Origin of the sequence: Rhodoluna sp. (assembly GCF_024639375.1) — a bacterium.
GTDB lineage: Bacteria > Actinomycetota > Actinomycetes > Actinomycetales > Microbacteriaceae > Rhodoluna.
In genome coordinates this window covers 95,867-115,116 of record NZ_JAHEIM010000001.1, presented here as the reverse complement: position 1 = coordinate 115,116, position 19,250 = coordinate 95,867, and the positions used below count along the sequence as shown (strand labels likewise).

General features: G+C 52.7%; 15 protein-coding genes and 2 tRNA genes. 3 read left to right on the top strand and 14 right to left on the bottom strand.

Annotated features, from left to right (window positions below):
• Positions 1–54: 54 nt before the first annotated feature.
• On the bottom strand, positions 55–2,346 hold the full coding sequence (locus Q0L28_RS00575; RefSeq protein ID WP_296630107.1) for an Rne/Rng family ribonuclease: 2,292 nt from the start codon (positions 2,344–2,346) through the stop codon (positions 55–57).
• Between the two features lie 265 nt (positions 2,347–2,611).
• Here Q0L28_RS00575 and Q0L28_RS00570 point away from each other — a divergent pair, with 265 nt between their 5' ends.
• On the top strand, positions 2,612–3,226 hold the full coding sequence (locus Q0L28_RS00570; protein WP_296630105.1) for a vitamin K epoxide reductase family protein: 615 nt from the start codon (positions 2,612–2,614) through the stop codon (positions 3,224–3,226).
• 50 nt (positions 3,227–3,276) lie between these two features.
• Here Q0L28_RS00570 and ndk read toward each other — a convergent pair whose 3' ends face one another.
• Genes ndk through ileS form a run of 4 tightly spaced genes read right to left on the bottom strand, consistent with a single transcriptional unit; the run spans position 3,277 to position 8,685 of the window.
• Positions 3,277–3,687 (bottom strand): nucleoside-diphosphate kinase, encoded by a 411-nt coding sequence (gene ndk, locus Q0L28_RS00565; protein WP_296630103.1) that lies wholly within the window; start codon positions 3,685–3,687, stop codon positions 3,277–3,279.
• Positions 3,688–4,083: a DUF4233 domain-containing protein gene (locus Q0L28_RS00560; RefSeq protein ID WP_296630101.1), complete on the bottom strand. Its 396-nt coding sequence runs from the start codon at positions 4,081–4,083 to the stop codon at positions 3,688–3,690.
• The gene (locus tag Q0L28_RS00555) at positions 4,076–5,449 is read right to left on the bottom strand and encodes a folylpolyglutamate synthase/dihydrofolate synthase family protein (protein WP_296630099.1); all 1,374 of its coding nucleotides are present in this window, start codon (positions 5,447–5,449) and stop codon (positions 4,076–4,078) included. The genes Q0L28_RS00560 and Q0L28_RS00555 overlap by 8 nt, the downstream gene beginning before the upstream one ends.
• Positions 5,446–8,685: an isoleucine--tRNA ligase gene (ileS, locus tag Q0L28_RS00550; RefSeq protein WP_296630097.1), complete on the bottom strand. Its 3,240-nt coding sequence runs from the start codon at positions 8,683–8,685 to the stop codon at positions 5,446–5,448. Before ileS ends, Q0L28_RS00555 begins: the two co-directional genes overlap by 4 nt.
• A gap of 83 nt (positions 8,686–8,768) precedes the next feature.
• Between ileS and valS the strand changes: the two genes are divergently transcribed.
• Positions 8,769–11,390 (top strand): valine--tRNA ligase, encoded by a 2,622-nt coding sequence (gene valS, locus Q0L28_RS00545; protein WP_296630094.1) that lies wholly within the window; start codon positions 8,769–8,771, stop codon positions 11,388–11,390.
• Here valS and clpX read toward each other — a convergent pair.
• The 6 genes from clpX to Q0L28_RS00515 all read right to left on the bottom strand — a co-directional run bounded on the left by clpX (position 11,387) and on the right by Q0L28_RS00515 (position 16,551).
• Positions 11,387–12,658: an ATP-dependent Clp protease ATP-binding subunit ClpX gene (gene clpX, locus Q0L28_RS00540; RefSeq protein ID WP_296630091.1), complete on the bottom strand. Its 1,272-nt coding sequence runs from the start codon at positions 12,656–12,658 to the stop codon at positions 11,387–11,389. The genes valS and clpX overlap by 4 nt on opposite strands.
• Before the next feature lie 75 nt (positions 12,659–12,733).
• Entirely contained in the window at positions 12,734–13,366 is a 633-nt protein-coding gene (locus tag Q0L28_RS00535; RefSeq protein WP_296630089.1) for an ATP-dependent Clp protease proteolytic subunit, read from the bottom strand.
• 14 nt (positions 13,367–13,380) lie between these two features.
• Positions 13,381–13,962: an ATP-dependent Clp protease proteolytic subunit gene (locus Q0L28_RS00530; RefSeq protein ID WP_296630086.1), complete on the bottom strand. Its 582-nt coding sequence runs from the start codon at positions 13,960–13,962 to the stop codon at positions 13,381–13,383.
• 100 nt (positions 13,963–14,062) lie between these two features.
• Entirely contained in the window at positions 14,063–14,992 is a 930-nt protein-coding gene (locus Q0L28_RS00525; RefSeq protein ID WP_296630084.1) for a collagen-like protein, read from the bottom strand.
• 87 nt (positions 14,993–15,079) lie between these two features.
• Positions 15,080–16,396 carry a trigger factor gene (gene tig, locus Q0L28_RS00520; protein WP_296630080.1) on the bottom strand — a complete coding sequence of 439 codons (1,317 nt, stop codon included), beginning with the start codon at positions 16,394–16,396 and terminating at the stop codon, positions 15,080–15,082.
• A 79-nt stretch (positions 16,397–16,475) separates the two neighbouring features.
• A tRNA-Pro gene (locus tag Q0L28_RS00515) sits at positions 16,476–16,551 on the bottom strand.
• Positions 16,552–16,645: 94 nt separating this feature from the next.
• On the opposite strand from Q0L28_RS00515, the gene Q0L28_RS00510 reads away from it, so the two are divergent.
• Positions 16,646–16,716, top strand: a tRNA-Gly gene (locus Q0L28_RS00510).
• A 49-nt stretch (positions 16,717–16,765) separates the two neighbouring features.
• Here the strand turns inward: Q0L28_RS00510 and Q0L28_RS00505 are convergent.
• The 3 genes from Q0L28_RS00505 to Q0L28_RS00495 are packed head-to-tail and all read right to left on the bottom strand — an operon-like array spanning position 16,766 to position 19,243.
• The gene (locus Q0L28_RS00505) at positions 16,766–17,569 is read right to left on the bottom strand and encodes a DNA-formamidopyrimidine glycosylase family protein (RefSeq protein ID WP_296630078.1); all 804 of its coding nucleotides are present in this window, start codon (positions 17,567–17,569) and stop codon (positions 16,766–16,768) included.
• A complete protein-coding gene (locus tag Q0L28_RS00500; protein WP_296630076.1) occupies positions 17,570–18,040 on the bottom strand; it encodes a ribose-5-phosphate isomerase in 471 nt (156 codons plus the stop codon).
• Positions 18,041–18,049: 9 nt separating this feature from the next.
• Positions 18,050–19,243, bottom strand: a complete 1,194-nt coding sequence (locus Q0L28_RS00495; protein WP_296630073.1) for a cation:proton antiporter — start codon at positions 19,241–19,243, stop codon at positions 18,050–18,052.
• Positions 19,244–19,250: the final 7 nt, after the last annotated feature.

Here is a 19,250-nt window from a genome sequence, read left to right as displayed (position 1 = left end):
TCAACAGGCAACGAGGGTCTAGTCTACATCGCCAGCTGGCTGGGGTCAAACCCTTTAGCCACCTATTTCTGCATTGTTTGAAGCATTTGCTGGCACGACGTTTCCGGCGCTGGTGGCTCGGCGCGGCTTGCGACGCCCCTGCCCCGGTGCTTTTGGCTCTGGCAGAGCCTCCAACACGGCCTCCAGCATCTTTTCTGCATCCGAGTTATTGTCTGCAGAAGTCTTTGCTGTAGGAAGAACGATTGGCGATGGCTCGCCTGCTGCCTCATGAGCAGCCACGGTTGAAGCGGCAATCTGGGTGATCACGCTGTTGATCTTGATTGCGCTCTCTGGGGTCACTACCTTGGCCGGTTCTGGCTTCTGGTTGCGATCCTGGCGGTTCTTCTTGCCCTGCTTTTGGTTTTGGTTCTGGTTTTGCGGGCGTGAATCTTCACCAAGATTGTGCTTTGAACGCATGATCGGCTCGTGGTGCACAATCACACCTCGGCTGGCACAGGCTTCACAAGGCTCGCTGAATGCCTCAAGCAGGCCGATGCCCAACTTCTTGCGAGTCATCTGAACCAAACCAAGCGAGGTAACCTCGGCCACCTGGTGCTTGGTGCGGTCGCGGCTTAGGCATTCCATCAAACGACGCTGAACCAAATCACGGTTTGACTCGAGCACCATGTCGATGAAGTCCACCACGATGATTCCACCGATGTCGCGCAAGCGCAGCTGGCGCACGATTTCTTCGGCAGCTTCAAGGTTGTTCTTGGTCACGGTCTCTTCAAGGTTTCCGCCTGAACCAACAAACTTTCCGGTGTTTACGTCAACCACGGTCATTGCTTCGGTGCGGTCGATAACCAATGAACCACCCGACGGCAAGTAAACCTTGCGCTCAAGCGCCTTGGCAATTTGCTCACCAACGCGGTACTCATCAAATATGTCTTTGCTGCCGGTGTATTTTTCAACACGCTCAAGCAGGTCAGGTGCAACTGACTGCAGGTATTCCTCAATGGTTTCGCGTGCGTCATCGCCAGCGATGATCATCTTTTGGAAGTCTTCGTTGAAAACGTCACGAACAATCTTGACCAAAAGGTCTGGCTCGCTGTGCAACAGCACCGGAGCCTGGCCCTTTTCAACCTTCTTGCTGATCTCAGCCCACTGCTGCTGCAGGCGCTGCACATCCAAAGTTAATTGCTCTTCGGTTGCACCTTCAGCTGCGGTGCGAACAATCACACCAGCATCTTCGGGCAGAATCTCTTTCAAAATTTTCTTTAGGCGGGCGCGCTCTGAATCTGGCAGCTTGCGAGAGATGCCGTTCATTGAACCGTTTGGCACGTAAACCAAGTAGCGGCCAGGCAATGAAACCTGGCTGGTTAGACGTGCGCCCTTTTGACCAACTGGGTCTTTAGTCACCTGAACCAAAACGGTGTCGCCACTCTTCAGTGCGAGTTCGATGCGGCGCGGCTGGTTGCCAGTTTCGGCAAGTTCCCAGTCAACTTCACCCGAGTAAAGCACGGCGTTGCGGCCACGGCCAACGTCAACGAACGCGGCTTCCATCGAAGGCAAAACGTTTTGCACCTTGCCCAGGTAGACGTTGCCAATTAGCGAAGCCTCGGATGCCTTAGCGACATAGTGTTCAACCAAAATGCCGTCTTCGAGCACGCCAATTTGAATCTTGCCGTCTTTAGAGCGAACCACCATGTGGCGGTCAACAGCTTCACGACGAGCAAGGAATTCAGATTCGGTAATTGTGGTGCGACGACGACCAGCATCGCGACCATCACGGCGGCGCTGCTTTTTGGCTTCAAGACGAGTTGAACCCTTAACGCGGGTTGGCTCGTTGCTCGGAGCTTTTGGTTCGCGCGGGGTGCGCACCTTGACAACTGTGTTTGGGTCAACGGCATCAACGGTGCCCTCTTCACCGGCGCGACGACGTGAACGACGACGCTTGTGGCTGTCATCGCCTTCTGGTGCATCGGCAACTGGGCGACCGCGCTTGCTGTCGATCTTTGGGGTTGGCAAGTCTGGCGCCATGAACATCAACGATGTGGCTGATGGCGGGGTTAGTGCTGCAGGGGCTGCAGCAACCGCAGTAGCTTCTGATTCGGCAGGCTTTTCAGCCTTGGCCTTGGTGGCGCGCTTTGCCGGTGCCTTCTTTGCTGCAGGCTTTTCGGCCTTGGCTATAACCTCGTCAACCGAGGCAGGCGCCTTTTTAGCAGCCGGCTTGCGCACAGTTGCCTTTTTGACTGCTGGTTTTTTAGTTTCGTCGGTGGCCGCCGCAACTGCATCAACTGCAGTTGCCTTTGCCTTGCGAACGCGGGTTGCCTTAACAGGCTGTTCAAAATCTTCGTTTTTCACCATTTCTGGTGCACTCCAAGCTGCCTAGCCCTAGGCCACACGCACTAGTTCCAAGGCTTAAAAACCGTTGTCACTCACGATTGTGAATGACCAAAACTGTGTGCAAGTTGCTTATTTTTTGCGGTTCTCGCTGCCCGATGGGTCTTGCGCGACGTCAACGCCAAAGCACTTGCAAAATCTTTAGTCGCACCAGTGTGGTGGCGCAACTCCTATCAGTATGCCATCTGGGCCGTGAAATGTCACCAAAGACGCGTGCGATACTGATTTGATGAGCAACCCTTCAAACACAATTACGCTGCAGCCAAGCAAGAGTTTTGCCTGGAATTTGATAATTACGGGCATCGTGGGCTGGTTTGCGGCCTTCTCGCTAGTGCTCGAGCGCATTCACGTGGCCGGCAACCCAGATGCCACCCTAAGCTGCGACATCAGCCCATTTATTAGCTGTAAGTCAGTGATGTTGACCCCGCAGGCTTCACTCCTCGGATTTCCGAACCCGATTATCGGCCTAGCGGCTTTTATTGCCCCAATTGTGGTGGGTGTGGCAATTCTCGCCGGCGCCCGCTTTGCTGCGTGGTTCTGGCGACTGTTTGCCCTTGGCGTGACCGTGGGCTTCTTGTTTGTGCTTTGGCTGTTTAGCCAGAGCACCTTTGTGATTAACGTGCTGTGCCCTTATTGCATGGTTGCCTGGGCGGCCATGGTGCCAATGTTCTGGCGCGTGTTTATTTTCGGTGCCAACGACGGCTTTATTGACACCCCAATCAAGTGGGTAAGATTCTTTGACTGGGCCGCCAACAAGGCTTGGCTTTTCACCGCGATCACCGAGGCAATCGTGATTTTGACCATCGTGATTCGTTTCTGGAAATTCTGGCCAACACTGTTTTAGACATAAAAAAATCGGGTCTGCATTGCAGGCCCGATTTTTTTATTTAATGCTTAGAACCAAAGAGCCAGTTCGCGAGCTGCAGACTCAGCTGAGTCAGAACCGTGAACCAGGTTTTGCTGAACCTTCAATCCCCAGTCACGGCCAAGGTCACCGCGAATGGTGCCTGGTGCAGCAACTGTTGGGTTCGTTGCGCCAGCTAGCGAGCGGAAACCCTCGATGACACTGTTGCCCTCGAGCTTGATGGCAACAACCGGGCCGCTCATCATGAAATCAATCAGTGGCTCATAGAAAGGCTTGCCTTCGTGTTCGGCATAGTGCGCACCGAGCAATTCACGGCTTGCAGTCATTAGCTTTAGATCGCCAACCACATAACCCTTTGCTTCACAGCGACGGATAATTTCACCGATCAGATTGCGACCAACACCGTCTGGCTTGATCAATACGAGTGTCGATTCGCTCATTTATTTCTCCTCTGAGATTTCTGCTTCAACTACAAAACCATTTTGACGATCTAGCGCAGCACGAGCGCGATCGATGGTGACACCGGCAATCATGGCCCACGCCCAAAGACAAACAAAGATGCCACCAACAAACCACATCAATGGAACCCAAACGCCGAGGCTAAGCACTACAAGCTGCAGGAACCATCCCCAGTAATAAGAAACTTTGGTGCCCAAAACCGCTGGAGTGATGATTAGCAAGAAAGCGATGGTTAGACCAATAGCCCAAACCAGCGGACCATCGGCAACCTTGAGACCAAAGGCCACGAGGGTTGCAAAAAAGACTACGAATGATTCAAACGCCAACAGCATTGAACTAAGTGCGCGTTGGGTTGATTTTGCCTTGGGTCTACTCATCTTGATCTGCCTCTATCTGCTTCAACTTTAGAACGTCGCCAACTAGCGTGACCGAACCGGTGACCACAATTGCGCCAGGTTGACCAGCAGGAATTTTGAGCGCCGCTTCAGCAATTGCCCACTGCGGGTTCTCTTGAATGGTCACTCGGTCGTTGCCAAGAATCTTGCGAGCAAGGGTCGCCAGCTCTTCTGCGGCAATCGCGCGAAGCGAGGAAGACTGCGTGATGATGACTTCTACCAAGCTATCGTCGAGCGCTTCAAGAATTGGCCCGGCCTCTTTGTCACCAAGGATTGAAATAACGCCAACCGCGTATGGTGCACCAAAAGAGTCCTTCAAAGCTCTGGCCAAAGAATGCGCACCATCTGGGTTGTGTGCCGCATCGAGAATCGTTAGTGGTTCACGACCAACAACCTGCAAGCGACCGGGTGATGAGAAGTCGGCAAACGCGGCACGAACTACGTCATCCATAATTCGTTGTTGACCGCCACCGAGAAACGCCTCAACGGCGGCAACCGCAAGAGCTGCGTTTTGAGCTTGGTAGTAGCCATGCACTGGCAGGTTCAAATCGCGATACTCCCCTGCAATGCTTCGCACGCTCACATTTTGACCAAGGATGTTTGGTTCGCTGTCGATAACTTCGAAATCTGAACCGTAGATTTTGAATGATTCTGCAAGGTCTTTGGCTTTGCTCTGCAGCTCAGCAAGCGCCTCTTGGTTTTGAATTGAAGACACAACCAACGCACCAGGTTTGATGATGCCAGATTTGGTTTGCGCTATTTCTTTCAACGTGCTTCCAAGGCGATCTGTGTGATCGATTGAAATTGGAGTGAACACCGCGACGTCACCGTCGGCAATGTTGGTTGAATCCCAAGCGCCACCCATGCCAACTTCAAGCACCAAAACATCAACCGGAGCATCGGCAAAAATGGCAAATGCCAGAACAGTTAGCGCCTCAAAGAATGTCAACTTGTTTTCGCCAGCAGCGTCGAGTTCGGCGTCAACAATTTCTAGAATCGGTGCGATTTCGGTCCACACGTTGTAAAGACGTTCGTCAGTTACCGGGTCGCCATCCAAAGAAATTCGCTCGTTGATTTTCACAAGGTGCGGGCTGGTGAAACGACCAGTGCGCAAACCGTGCTCGCGCAGCAATCGCTCAATGAATCGGCTGGTGCTGGTTTTGCCGTTGGTGCCGGTGACGTGAATGATTCGGTAAGCCTTTTGCGGGTCACCTAGCAGCTCAGCCGCTCGCATGGTTGCACTGAGTCGTGGTTCAAGTTTGTTCTCTGGCATGCGTGACAGCAAAGCCTCTTCGACCTGCGCAGCCAGCAACTGCCAGTAGTGATCGTCGCTTAGGTGATCGCTCAAAGCTTTGCCACCGAAATTTGAACCTGTTGGTTTTCACCAACCGCAACCGCGTTTGCGGGTGCAGAGTTGCTTACGGTTTCAATTTCAAGGGTCAGAGTTTCACTCTTAACAAGTTCGGCATGTTCGGCGACTGCAGCGAGCACATCATCGGGCGCGGTGAGAGTTAGCTTGATGCGATCGCTCACATCAAGATCTGCATCTTTTCGAGCCTGCTGAATTGCACGAATTACATCGCGAGCCAAACCTTCGGCAGCCAACTCTGCAGTCACTTTGCCATCCAGAATCAGGAATCCACCGGATGGCAGAATTCCGATGAATTCGGTGACTCCGGTTTCTTCAAGTTTCTCTGAGGTGTCGGCTACCAAGTCGATTACATATTCGCCTTCGATGAGTGGCACGCCACCGGCAATTACGACACCGTCAACATCTGTCCAGTCCCCAGCCTTAGCGGCTTGAATTACTGCTTGAACATTCTTGCCAATACGCGGGCCAGCAGCACGCGAGTTAACGGTCAGACGCTTGATCACACCAAACTCAGTGGTGGAATCGAGTGACATCTCAACCAACTGCACGTGCTTCACGTTTAGCTCGTCGGCGATAATCTCGCTAAATTCTTCGAGACCAGCAACGTTTTTAGTGACCGCGGTTAGCTTGGCAAGTGGCAAGCGCACGCGAAGCCCGTTGGCCTTGCGCAAACTTGAAGCCACCGAAGTGACGCTGCGAACTTGGTCCATTGCTTCTACCAGCGCTGCGTCGTGCGGCAGCTCACTGGCAACCGGCCAGCTTTCTAGGTGCACGCTTCGGCCGTTGGTGAGACCCTTCCAAATTTCTTCGGTGACCATTGGCAGCAGTGGCGCCGCAACGCGACACATTGTCTCGAGCACTGTGTAGAGAGTGTCGAATGCTTCGGATGAGCCCTGCCAGAAACGATCGCGCGAACGACGCACGTACCAGTTGGTAAGAACATCGGCAAAATCGCGAAGTGCCGAAGCGGCCGAGTAAGAGTCGAAGTTGTTTAGGTGACCTTCAACTTCGTTGATTAGGTCGTGAGTCTTTGAGAGCAAGTAGCGATCGAGCACGTTGGTGCTGTCGGTTGAACGCTTGGCCTCATAGTTTGAAGCGTTGGCGTAAAGCGAGAAGAAATACCAGGTGTTCCAAAGTGGCAATAGCACCTGACGCACACCTTCGCGAATGCCCTGCTCGGTAACAATCAGATTGCCACCGCGCAAGATTGGGCTCGACAACAAGAACCAACGCATTGCGTCAGCACCATCTCGGTCGAACACTTCGTTTACGTCTGGGTAATTGCGCAAAGACTTCGACATCTTCTGGCCATCATTGCCAAGGATGATGCCGTGCGAAACGGCCGACTTAAACGCTGGGCGATCAAACAAAGCAGTTGAAAGAACGTGCAGCGTGTAGAACCAACCGCGAGTTTGACCAACGTATTCAACGATGTAGTCGCCTGGGTTGTGAGTGTCGAACCAGTCACGGTTTTCAAACGGATAGTGCGCTTGCGCAAATGGCATCGAACCAGACTCAAACCAGCAGTCCAAAACTTCTGGCACACGACGCATAGTTGACTTGCCCGTTGGGTCGTCTGGGTTTGGTCGAGTCAGCTGATCGATTACCGGGCGGTGGAAGTCTGCGGGGCGAACGCCGAAGTCTTTTTCAAGAGCATCTAGCGAACCGTACACATCAATGCGCGGATAGTTTGGGTCATCTGATTTCCAAACTGGAATTGGCGCGCCCCAGAAACGATTGCGGCTAATTGCCCAGTCGCGAACATTTTCGAGCCACTTGCCGAAAGAGCCATCCTTGGTGTGCTCAGGAGTCCAGTCAATCTCTTGGTTTAGCTCAAGCATGCGATCACGCAATTTTGTGGTCTCAACGAACCACGAAGAAACAGCCTTGTAAATTAGAGGATTCTTGCAGCGGTAACAGTGTGGGTAAGAGTGTTCATAAGAAGCCTGGCGAAGCACACGACCTTCAGTCTTTAGCTTTTGCGAGATTGGCTTGTTGGCGTCAAAAACGTGCTGACCCTCAAAGTCGGTGACGATGCTGTTGAACTCGCCGCGCTCGTTTATCGAAACATAAGTAGGAATGCCCGCATCGTTACAAACGCGCTGGTCATCCTCGCCGTAGGCAGGTGCCTGGTGCACGATGCCAGTTCCATCGGTGCTGCCAACATACTCATCCGCCAAAACTTGCCAAGCATTTGAAATTTCAAACTTGGTATCGTCTGCGTAGTAGTTGAATAAAGGCTCATACTTCAGACCTGCAAGTTCGCGACCCAGGTAGGTGTCACCAATCGCTTCGTTCAAAGCTTTGGATGATTCGTATCCCAAGTCTTTTGCATAACCTGCAGCAAGTGACTTAGCCAAAATGTATCGAGTGCCAGGGGCGCCGCCATCAGCTGCGCCAGCCGCACCGGCAGGCACGATCGAATATTCGATTTCTGGGCCAACTGCCAACGCAAAGTTGGTTGGCAAAGTCCAAGGAGTAGTCGTCCAGGCAAGTAGACGCACACCCTCAAGTTCTTGACCCTCAGCAATTGGGAAAGTCACGGTGAGGGTTTGGTCTTGACGGTTTTTGTAAACCTCGTCGTCCATGCGCAGCTCGTGGTTTGAAAGCGGAGTCTCGCAGCGCCAGCAATATGCCAACACCTTGAAACCCTCGTAGATCAAACCTTTTTTGTGCAGCTCGCTAAATGCCCAGAGCACACTCTCGGTATAAGGAGTGTCTAGCGTCTTGTAGTCGTTGTCGAAGTCAACCCAGCGAGCCTGGCGAGTGATGTAGCTGCGCCACTCTTCGGTGTACTTCAAAACTGAGGTGCGGCAGTAGTCATTGAACTTGTCGATGCCGTATTTTTCGATCTCAGGTCGGCCCGAGATGCCTAGCTGACGCTCGGCTTCAACTTCGGCCGGCAAACCGTGGGTGTCCCAACCAAAGCGACGCTCAACGCGATAACCCTGCATGGTCTTGAAACGCGGAACCATGTCTTTGGCATAACCGGTAAGTAGGTGGCCATAGTGAGGCAAACCGTTGGCAAATGGAGGGCCGTCGTAAAAGACGAATTCCTCGGCGCCGGCACCTTTGCGCTGGTCAATCGAGGCCTGAAAAGTGCCATCCTTAGCCCAGAAATCAAGAATTTGCTCTTCAACTGCCGGAAAACTAGGGCTTGGGTTTACACCTTCGCGCGCGGCGTTAGTCGAATCGGCGTTCTTGGGATACATGCAGGGCTTTCTGGCAGTCAAGCAAAAGGATTTCTGTTATCAATGTTAACCTGTAACAAACCCCTTTCTTGGAGACTTTACGCGTGAATACTGCCCAATCCGGCTCATCGAGCATCCTTAGCCCCGCCGACGCACCCGAAAAAGTGGGCGTCGAGGGCCTCGAGGAAAAGTGGGGGCTGCGCTGGGAAGAAGAAGGCGTCTATCGTTTTCGACGCGAGGCTTCGCGCGATGAGATTTATTCGATCGACACCCCGCCGCCAACCGTTTCTGGTTCGCTGCACGTGGGTCACGTTTTTAGCTACACCCACACCGATGTTGTTGCCCGCTATAAGCGCATGCAGGGCCTAGAGGTTTACTACCCAATGGGCTGGGATGACAACGGTTTGCCAACCGAGCGTCGCGTGCAGAACTTCTTCGGTGTTCGTTGCGACCCGTCACTTCCATATGTGGATGGCTTCGTGCCACCGTTTGAGGGCGGCGACAACAAGAGCTCAAAGGCTGCCGACCAAGTTGCCATTTCACGCCGCAATTTCATTGAACTTTGCGAACGTTTGACTACCGAAGACGAGAAGCAATTTGAGGCACTTTGGCGCCGCCTTGGTCTTTCGGTTGACTGGAGCCAGACCTACCAAACCATTTCGCCTGCAGCTATTGCTGTTTCGCAAAAAGCTTTCTTGAACAACCTTGCCCGTGGCGAGGCTTATCAGTCGATGGCCCCGACCCTGTGGGACATCACTTTTAGAACTGCAGTGGCACAGGCCGAACTTGAAGACCGTGAACAACCGGGCGCCTACCACCGTCTTGGTTTCAACGGCCCAGACGGCAAGATTTTCATCGAAACCACTCGCCCAGAACTATTGCCGGCCTGTGTTGCTTTGGTTGCGCACCCAGATGACGAGCGCTACCAGGGTTTGTTTGGCAAGACCGTGAAGACTCCGCTTTTCGATGTTGAGATTCCAGTGGTTGCGCACCGCTTGGCGCAGATTGACAAGGGCTCGGGCATTGCCATGATCTGTACTTTTGGTGACGTCACCGACGTTGTCTGGTGGCGCGAACTTGACTTGCCAAACCGCGCAATTTTGGGCTGGGATGGCCGAATCATCGAAGAGGTGCCAGACGCAATTGTGAGTGAGCAGGGCAAGGCTGCCTATGCAGAACTTGTTGGCAAAACCGTGTTCTCTGCCAAGCAACGCATTGTTGAACTGCTGCAGGAATCTGGCGACATGGTTGGCGACCCAAAGCCAATCACTCACGATGTGAAGTTTTTCGAAAAGGGCGACAAGCCACTCGAAATCGTTTCAACTCGCCAGTGGTACATCCGCAACGGTGGTCGGGATGCAAATGTGCGCGAGCGTTTGATCGAACTTGGCAAGCAGTTGAACTTTCACCCTGATTTCATGCGCGTGCGTTTTGAAAACTGGGTAAACGGACTAACCGGCGACTGGCTAATTTCACGCCAGCGTTTCTTTGGTGTTCCAATTCCAGTTTGGTACGCATTGGATGCCAACGGCGAAGCTAACTTTGAGACTCCCCTGGTTCCTAGTGCCGAGTCGCTCCCGATCGACCCATCAATCGATGTACCTTCGGGGTACACCGAAGCGCAGCGCGGCGTTGCCGGCGGCTTCATTGGCGAGATGGACATCATGGACACTTGGGCGACCTCATCGTTGACCCCACAGCTTGCTGGTGGTTGGATTGCCGACCCAGAAAAGTTTGCGAAGGTTTTCCCATACGACCTTCGCCCTCAGGGCCAAGACATTATTCGCACCTGGTTGTTCTCAACCCTGTTGCGTTCAGAGCAAGAGCACGGTCAGTTGCCATGGTCGAACGCGGCAATCTCCGGATGGATTCTTGACCCAGACCGCAAAAAGATGTCGAAGTCAAAGGGCAACGTTGTTGTGCCTGCAGAGCCGATTGATAATCACGGCGCCGACGCGGTTCGCTACTGGGCTGCTTCTGCTCGTCTTGGCACCGACGCAGCATTTGACGAAGGTCAGATGAAGGTTGGTCGCCGTTTGGCAATCAAACTTTTGAACGCTGCCAAGTTTGCACTTTCATTTGAAGTGCCTGCCGGCCACACCAAGGTGACTGAACCTATTGATCAGGCCATGCTGCTTGATCTAGCCAACGTTGTGACCTTGGCTACCGAAGCATTCGAGAACTACGACCACACCAAGTCACTCGAGTTGACCGAGAAGTTCTTCTGGACTTTCACCGACGACTACCTTGAGCTAGTCAAAGAACGCGCATACGGTCAGGGTGGCGTTGACGCTGCGCAGCAGGCATCCGCGGCAATTGCACTTCGCACGGCACTGCACACCATGTTGCGTTTGTTTGCACCGTTCTTGCCTTTTGCAACCGACGAGGTTTGGGGCTGGTGGCAGAAAGATGCGGGTTCAATTCACCGTGCAGCCTGGCCAACTCACGCAGAGATTGCAGCCGACCTAGATGGCAGCAACCTTGGCCTGCTTGAGCTTGCATCGACTGCACTGCTTGGCGTTCGCAAGGCTAAGTCTGACGCCAAGGTCTCTATGAAGGCTGATGTTGAATCTGCGGTTATTGAAGCACCGACTGCAACATTGACAAGTTTGCGTTTGCTTGAGACTGACTTGAAGTCGGTTGGTCGCATTGCAACCCTGGGCTACGCCGAAGGCGAAGTTGTTGCGATGGTTGATGTTGTGCTGGCAGAAAAACCAGAAGCTTAAGCAGTTTTGCGGTTGCTCTTAAACGGAACCGTTTGAGGCACAGCACCTTCGCTAACAACGGCCTTGGTAATTTTTACAACACCTTGAACATCGCTGCCTGGAATTTCGAACATTACCGGGCCAAGAATTTCTTCCATGATTGCGCGCAACCCGCGGGCGCCGGTTTCGCGAGCAACTGCAAGATCTGCAATCGCTTCTAGTGCAGGCTTGTCGAACTCGAGCTCAAAACCATCAAGCTCAAACATGCGCTGGTATTGCTTTACCAAAGCATTCTTTGGTTCGGTGAGAATTTGCATCAGCGCTGAGCGATCTAGTGGAGTTACAGTTGCAATCACAGGCAAGCGGCCAATGAACTCAGGAATCAAACCAAATTTGCGAAGGTCTTCTGGTTGAACCTCGGTGAAGATTTCGATGTCGTCATTTTTGCCAGAGATTGGTGCGCCAAAACCGATGCCCTTCTTGCCTGAGCGCTGAGAAATAATTTCTTCAAGACCGGCAAAAGCACCAGCAACGATGAACAGCACGTTGGTGGTGTCAATTTGAATGAACTCTTGTTGAGGGTGCTTGCGGCCACCTTGAGGTGGAACCGAAGCAACAGTGCCTTCAAGAATTTTTAGTAGAGCCTGCTGAACGCCTTCACCCGAAACATCGCGAGTAATTGAAGGGTTCTCGGCCTTGCGAGAAATCTTGTCGATTTCGTCAATGTAGATGATGCCGGTTTCTGCACGCTTTACATCGAAGTCTGCGGCTTGCAAAAGCTTGAGCAAAATGTTTTCAACGTCTTCGCCAACATAACCGGCTTCGGTTAGTGCGGTTGCATCAGCAACAGCGAACGGAACGTTTAAACGCTTAGCCAAGGTTTGTGCCAAATAGGTTTTGCCACAACCGGTTGGGCCAATCATCAAAATGTTTGACTTGGCAATTTCGATTGAATCGTGCTCTTTGCCAGCAGCAGTAAGTGTGCCGCGTGAGCGAAGGCGCTTGTAGTGGTTATAGACGGCAACCGCCAAAGCCTTCTTGGCTTGGTCTTGACCAATGACGTATTCGTCTAGGAAGCCTTTGATTTCGCGAGGCTTAGGCAGATCGATTTCTTCAACGCCCTCGGCAACAGCAGCACCAAGTTCTTCTTCGATGATTTCGTTGCAAAGCTCGATGCATTCATCGCAAATGTAGACCCCTGGGCCGGCAATTAGTTTGCGAACCTGCTTCTGTGACTTTCCGCAGAAAGAGCACTTAAGCAGGTCGCCTGATTCACCGAGCTTGGTCATGCAAGAACTCTATAACCCAGAAACGACAATGCGGATGAGCCTCGCCCACCCGCATTTCGCTATTTCTAAAGGTATTTACGCGTTTTTGCGTGAAGTTAGAACCTGGTCAATCAGGCCATATTCCAACGCTTCTGGAGCAGTCAAGATCTTGTCGCGATCGATGTCGTGGTTGACCTCGGCAATTGAACGCTTGGTGTGCTTTGCCAAGGTGCTCTCTAGCCACTCGCGCAAGCGCATGATTTCACGTGCCTGAATCTCAATATCCGAAGCCTGACCACGGCCTGAATCACCGGTTGATGGCTGGTGAATCAGCACGCGGGCGTTTGGCAAAGCTAGACGCTTGCCGGGTGCGCCAGCAGCCAACAACACCGCAGCAGCAGAAGCTGCCTGACCCAAACAAACGGTTTGAATCTGTGGGCGAATGTATTGCATGGTGTCGTAGATAGCGGTCATCGCAGTGAATGAACCACCCGGTGAGTTGATGTACATGGTGATGTCGCGATCTGGGTCCTGTGATTCAAGAACCAGCAATTGCGCCATAACGTCATCCGCAGAGGCGTCGTCTACCTGAACACCCAAGAACACGATGCGGTCTTCGAAAAGCTTGTTGTATGGGTCTTGACGCTTGAAACCGTAAGAGGTGCGCTCTTCGAAAGTAGGAAGAATGTAGCGAGCCTCTGGGCTCTGAAAAATGTTTGATTTAGTCATGTTGGTGCCCGCCCTTAGTTCTTGCCCACGCCGGTTTGGCTTGCTGCATATTTTTGAATGTGATCGATGAATCCGTAGTCAAGTGCTTCTTGCGCACTGAACCAGCGGTCGCGGTCACCATCGGCTTCAATCTGCTCAACAGTCTTGCCGGTCTGTTCAGCGGTAATCGAAGCCAGCTGACGCTTCATCGAAACGATTAGCTCAGCCTGAGTCTGAATGTCTGATGCGGTGCCGCCAAAGCCACCGTGTGGCTGGTGCAATAGCACGCGAGTGTTTGGGGTTGCATAGCGCTTGCCCTTGGTGCCCGATGACAACAAGAACTGCCCCATCGAGGCACACATGCCAATGCCAACTGTGACGATGTCGTTTGGAACGTACTGCATGGTGTCGTAGATTGCCATGCCTGCGGTGATTGAGCCGCCGGGTGAGTTGATGTAAAGGAAGATGTCTTTTTGTGAGTCTTCGGCAGCTAGCAGCAGAATCTTGGCGCAAATTTCATTGGCCATGTCGTCGCGAACTTCGGTGCCCAGCCAAATAATGCGGTCTTTGAGCAGTCGCTCGAAAGTGCTGTTTGGGCCCATTGGGTTTTCAGCCATGAAGTACTCCTAAGTCTTGAGGTTGCCTGACTAAGATAACCGCAACACCGGGCAATTCATTACCTTGTTCGCCCGTGGCTAAAGTGCGCGTCTAAGCGGTTCAGCCAACCTGATTAACACTCAGGATGAGTGATGGGATGCCCGGACGATCCGGAAGGGTTTGCGGACCAACATAAGGAATTGAAATTACGGTGCTGGCTGCAGACCACATCAATTGGCAATATTCGTTCGGCGCGGTTGTGGTGACGAAAAAGTTCCAGGCCGCCACGGCCTTTCCGGTTTTTGCAACGTCGTTCACGATGGTCAGCTGAGTGTTCGAATTCAAGACGTCTGCGCCATTCTTCGACAACCAGATGTCAATGTCTTCGGGCGCAGTGGATGATGCCTTAAATACCTGGGCTGAAAACGACACGTTGTAGGTTCCAGCTTTGGCAAAGTGAATCTCATTTCCATTCACAATGGTCACGCCTTTGTCGGAAATGAGGCTGGTACCGAATTTCATTGCTGTTGGTGTGTTAATCGCAGTCATGGTTTGTGAAGTCACGTCAATGAAGTAGCCATAGTCAGGCACGAAACCATTAGTTCCGTTTGTGCCGTTGGTGCCAGCCGGACCAACCGGACCAACCGGACCCTGTGGTCCTGTTGAGCCTCGCCCGCCATCTGAACCAGAGTAACCACTTGGTCCTTGTGGACCGGTTGCACCAGGAGGGCCAACCAAACTTGCCAACCACTCAGTCACAGTTCCCGTGAAGCCATATTCGGCAGCCAACGCATAGGCGGATTGCCCCTGCAAGCCCTGGGCGCCATTGGCGCCGGCAGAATTGATGACCAACTTGGTTTCGGTACTTTTGCAAATTGTGCGCAGGTAAACGTGGCCGGTCTTTTTCTCGAAACATGCAGTGCGCGAGCTGCCCGCCGCAATGCTTTCTAGGTTTGGTTCAACAACCAACCAAGTCGTAGCCGAAACGATCAATGCAACTGCAAGCGCCACAGACCCATTTATGATGTGGTGCTTGGCTACCTTTGCCATTTAAATCCCCCAAGTGTTCCAAACCAACCTTATAAGGCAAAAGGAAATCCCCGCCAATCAATTGACGGGGATTTCAGAAACTTTTGATTAGTCGTGGTCGTGACCAGCGTGGTCATCCGCGGCTTCAAAGTCGGTTTTGGTGAACTCAGAAAGATCAACCTTGGCACCCTTTGAATCGGTGACGGCTGCTGACTCAAGCACGATCGATAGAGCCTTGCGACGAGCTGCCTCGGCTACGAACATAGGCACTTGGCCCTGCTGGCTGATTGCCTTGATGAAGTCGTTTGGTGCCATGCCGTACTGCTGAGAGCTCTGCACTAGGTAAGCAATTAGCTCTTGCTCGCCAACCTGAATTTCTTCTTTTTCGGCGATTGCGTCTAGCAACATCTGAACCTTGAATGAGCGAGTGCTCTGCTCTAGAACCTCGGCGCGGTGGGTTGCGTCTTCTAGACGGCCTTCGCCTTCTAGGTGACGGTGCACATCGGCTTCAACTAGTTCTTCTGAAACTGGAACCTCGATTAGCTCAAGCAACTGGTCGGTAAGTAGATCGCGAGCCTGAATGCCTTGCTCGTAGTTCTTTGAGCGAGCAATCTGCGCCTCTAGGTCTGCCTTTAGCTCAGCCAAGGTGTCAAACTGGCTTGCAAGCTGAGCAAACTTGTCGTCTGCCTCTGGAAGTTCGCGCTCTTTAACCGCGGTCAAAGTAACTGCAACTTCTGCTTCCTGGCCAGCCTTTTCGCCACCAACCAACTTTGACTTGAAAGTGGTTGATTCGCCGGCGGTAAGAGTGTCAAGCGCTTCGTCGATGCCGTCTAGCAAGTTGCCAGCGCCGATCTCGTATGAAATGTTCTGAGCTGAGTCGATAACTTTGCCATCGATGGTTGCGCTCAAGTCAATAGTGGTGAAGTCGCCCTTCTTTGCTGGGCGCTCAACGGTCTTTAGGCTGCCGAAGCGAGCACGCAATGCGTCTAGCTCTGCGTCAACTTCGATTCCGCCAACCTTGATTGCATCGACCTTAACCTGAAGACCCTTGTATTCCTTTAGGTTCAACTCTGGTCGAACTTCAACTTCGATCTCAACGATTAGGTTGCCTTCGAAAGTCTTCTCGTCTGGGCTCTGCTTGATGTCTGCAGCAGGCTGACCCAATGGGCGCAACTTACTCTCTTCAAGAGCCTCGCGATAGATGTTGTCTAGACCGTCGTTGATGGCGTGAGCCAAAACAGCCGGGCGACCAACGCGCTGGTCAAGAATCGCAGCAGGAATCTTTCCCTTGCGGAAACCAGGGATGTTTACGGTTTCGGCGATGTGCTCGTAAGCGTGATCGATGCTCGGGCGGAATTCCGCTGGAGTTACTTCGATGGTTAGCTTCGCGCGGGTTGGCTTGATGCGTTCTACAGAGGTTTTCAAGGGCTTCTCCTGAAAAGGGCTCGCCCCAAAATGAGACGAGCCGGTTTTTATCAATGGTCTTCGCAATAACTAGACCGAATGGTCGGGGTGACAGGACTCGAACCTGCGATATCCTGCTCCCAAAGCAGGCGCGCTAGCCACTACGCTACACCCCGGTTGATTTTCTGATCGAAACCAGAACAACCTCCGTAACTCTATCCCATAGAATAGAGAGGTTGCGTCGATTTCACTGAAATTGGTCAACCACCCGCGGGCGTAGCTCAATGGTAGAGTCTCAGTCTTCCAAACTGATTGTGCGGGTTCGATTCCCGTCGCCCGCTCTGTTGCTGCAAATAATCACTGGCCAATTGGCCACTCGGCCAACGGCCTTTAATTAATCTGGCACCCAACGCAAAAATAAAGTTTTCGGGCCGCCATGATTTCTATCGAAATATTTGTCGAACAAACTCGGCACGGCAATCCCTCGCGCTTATAAACAAAGTTGCGATCCGCCCGCTTCGGCCGTTTGGTACGCAGCTCATCGCGAGTAATCATGAAGCCAGTTTTTACGCCCACCTTGAGCAGGTCTACTGCGTCTCGCCAAATTTCTTCGACCTCGGATGCCTGCAACGTGTTGCCTGGGCGATGCGGATCAATTTTGGCGCGGAAAAGAATCTCTGCTCGGTAGACGTTGCCGATGCCGGCAATCACATCTTGATTCATCAGCAACAAACCGATTGCGGTTTTCGAACTGAGCACCTTTTGCACGAAGCGTTCTTGCTCAGTGCCATCCCGATCTGGGTTTAGCGGGTCCGGCCCGAGGCGTTTTTCTACCACCTTCACTTCGGCCTTGGTTAGCACCTCACAAACCGTTGGCCCGCGCAGGTCAGCTAGGTTCTGCCCACTGATAAACCGGGCGCGCACCTGCCCCACCGGATCTGGAATTGCCTCCGGATCAATCTCGGAAACATTCCACTTTCCGTAAATGCCCAGGTGAATGCGAAGAGTTAGTTGGTTATCGAAAAGCAAAAACATTTGCTTGCCGATTGCTCGAGCTTTGACAAGTTGGTGCCCACTGATTAATTGAGCACTGTCGGCGAATCGACCCTGAGGCGAAGTGACCCGCACAACTTGCTTCGCAAACAACCGATTAAAGTCATTCGCGATGCGATGAACGGTATGCCCTTCTGGCACTTAGAGAATGTCTCCCGCTTGTTCGTAGGTGCCAATCTTGCCAATGCGACGCACGTGACGTTCATCGTTGCTAAAAGGCTCGGCAATGAAAAGTTCAATTAGGTGCAGCACTTCTTCTTGGCTGTGCTGACGAGCGCCAACAGCAATCACGTTGGCGTCGTTGTGTTCGCGCGCCAATTTTGCGGTTGACTCGTTCCAGGCCAAGGCGGCACGAATGCCCTTCACTTTGTTTGCAGCAATTTGCTCACCATTGCCCGAACCACCAAGCACAATGCCAAGCGCCTGAGTTCCCGCTTGCTCATCGGCAACCACGGCAAGTGCTGCATTGATGCAGAAACTTGGGTAATCATCCAAAGCGTCATATTCAACTGGCCCGTGGTCAAAAACCTCGTGACCCTGCTTGGTTAGTTCGCGAATAAGAAAGTGGCTCAGCTCTAGGCCCGCGTGATCGGTGGCGATGTGAATGCGCATGGCACCAGTTTAAGGCTTCTTCTTTGCCCTGGCTTTTTCGAAAGTGCTTCGAAAAGCACGAAGCACCACGGATGCCGATATCGAGGTTAACAACACATAGGTAAGAGTCAAGGCCTTTAGTTGCCCGCCAAAGGCAGTTGTGGCCGCCAGGCCGGCAATAACAATCGAGAATTCGCCTCGCGCAATCAAGAAGGCCCCGGCACGTTTCCAGGCTGAGCCATCTGACATGTCTTTGGCAATGGTGTAACCGACATACATTTTGCCAAGGATTCCCAGGGCGGTGAGCAATAGTGCCAACGGCAGGACTGGCAACATTTCGACTGGTGAAACACTGAGCCCAAAGAATAAGAAGAAGATTGCCGCGAAAAGATCACGCAGTGGCGCAAGACGCAAACGCACTGCGAAGGCCACTTCGCCGGTGAGCACCAAGCCAACCAAAAATGCTGCAACTGCCGAAGAGAAACCAATCAGTTCAGCCGAACCGGCAGCAAGCAAGGCTGCGCCAAAAACGGTCAGCAAAAGCCCACCTTGCGCCTGCGTGTTCAAAATTCGCCCCAGCGCGTTTTCACCTCGGAAGGCAATCACCAAAGCAAGCCCGGTAATCAAAATGGCGCCTGCGACTGAAACAAAACCAGCGATTGCTCCTAGCCCGGCCACGATAGTTGCCAAAAGTGGCAGATAAGGGGCAAGCGTGAGGTCTTCAACCACAAGCACCGTGGTGACGCGTCTCGAAACTTCAGAGCGCTGCCAGCCGGTTTCTTTTATCATTTGCGATGCGATGCCCGAAGAGCTCACATAGGTAATGCCTCCGAGCACGAAGGCGCCGAGAAAGCCCCAGCCCATCAGAAAACCAATTGCTGCACCTGGCAAAGCATTCAAAGCAAAATCAATGGCACCAATGGATTTTCGCTCCATGAATGCCGAAGCCAAACTTGGCCCGGAGTGCTCCAACCCAAGCATGAGCAAAAGCAAGATGGCGCCCAACTGCGCGCCGGTCTTAAGAAAGTCCTCGCTGAGTTCCAAAGGAAAAAGGCCGCCCTTGCCCAGCAGCAAGCCGATCACCAAATAAAAAGGGATGACGGAGAGTTTTACCCAGACGGCGAAGAAGGCTGCGATGCCGAGCACCAATAAAAGCGCGCCAATTTCTGCCAAGGCCAGACTTTGGGTTTCTGACGATGAAATTGCCGCCAGCAGCGTATCCATAGGTTCA

What these genes read in the sequence shown, in the direction of transcription:
- Q0L28_RS00575 (WP_296630107.1), bottom strand. Translation starts at nt 2,346, where the DNA reads ATGGTGAAAAACGAAGATTTTGAACAGCCTGTTAAGGCAACCCGCGTT.
- Q0L28_RS00570 (WP_296630105.1), top strand. Translation starts at nt 2,612, where the DNA reads ATGAGCAACCCTTCAAACACAATTACGCTGCAGCCAAGCAAGAGTTTT.
- ndk (WP_296630103.1), bottom strand. Translation starts at nt 3,687, where the DNA reads ATGAGCGAATCGACACTCGTATTGATCAAGCCAGACGGTGTTGGTCGC.
- Q0L28_RS00560 (WP_296630101.1), bottom strand. Translation starts at nt 4,083, where the DNA reads ATGAGTAGACCCAAGGCAAAATCAACCCAACGCGCACTTAGTTCAATG.
- ileS (WP_296630097.1), bottom strand. Translation starts at nt 8,685, where the DNA reads ATGTATCCCAAGAACGCCGATTCGACTAACGCCGCGCGCGAAGGTGTA.
- clpX (WP_296630091.1), bottom strand. Translation starts at nt 12,658, where the DNA reads ATGACCAAGCTCGGTGAATCAGGCGACCTGCTTAAGTGCTCTTTCTGC.
- Q0L28_RS00535 (WP_296630089.1), bottom strand. Translation starts at nt 13,366, where the DNA reads ATGACTAAATCAAACATTTTTCAGAGCCCAGAGGCTCGCTACATTCTT.
- Q0L28_RS00530 (WP_296630086.1), bottom strand. Translation starts at nt 13,962, where the DNA reads ATGGCTGAAAACCCAATGGGCCCAAACAGCACTTTCGAGCGACTGCTC.
- Q0L28_RS00525 (WP_296630084.1), bottom strand. Translation starts at nt 14,992, where the DNA reads ATGGCAAAGGTAGCCAAGCACCACATCATAAATGGGTCTGTGGCGCTT.
- Q0L28_RS00500 (WP_296630076.1), bottom strand. Translation starts at nt 18,040, where the DNA reads ATGCGCATTCACATCGCCACCGATCACGCGGGCCTAGAGCTGAGCCAC.
- Q0L28_RS00495 (WP_296630073.1), bottom strand. Translation starts at nt 19,243, where the DNA reads ATGGATACGCTGCTGGCGGCAATTTCATCGTCAGAAACCCAAAGTCTG.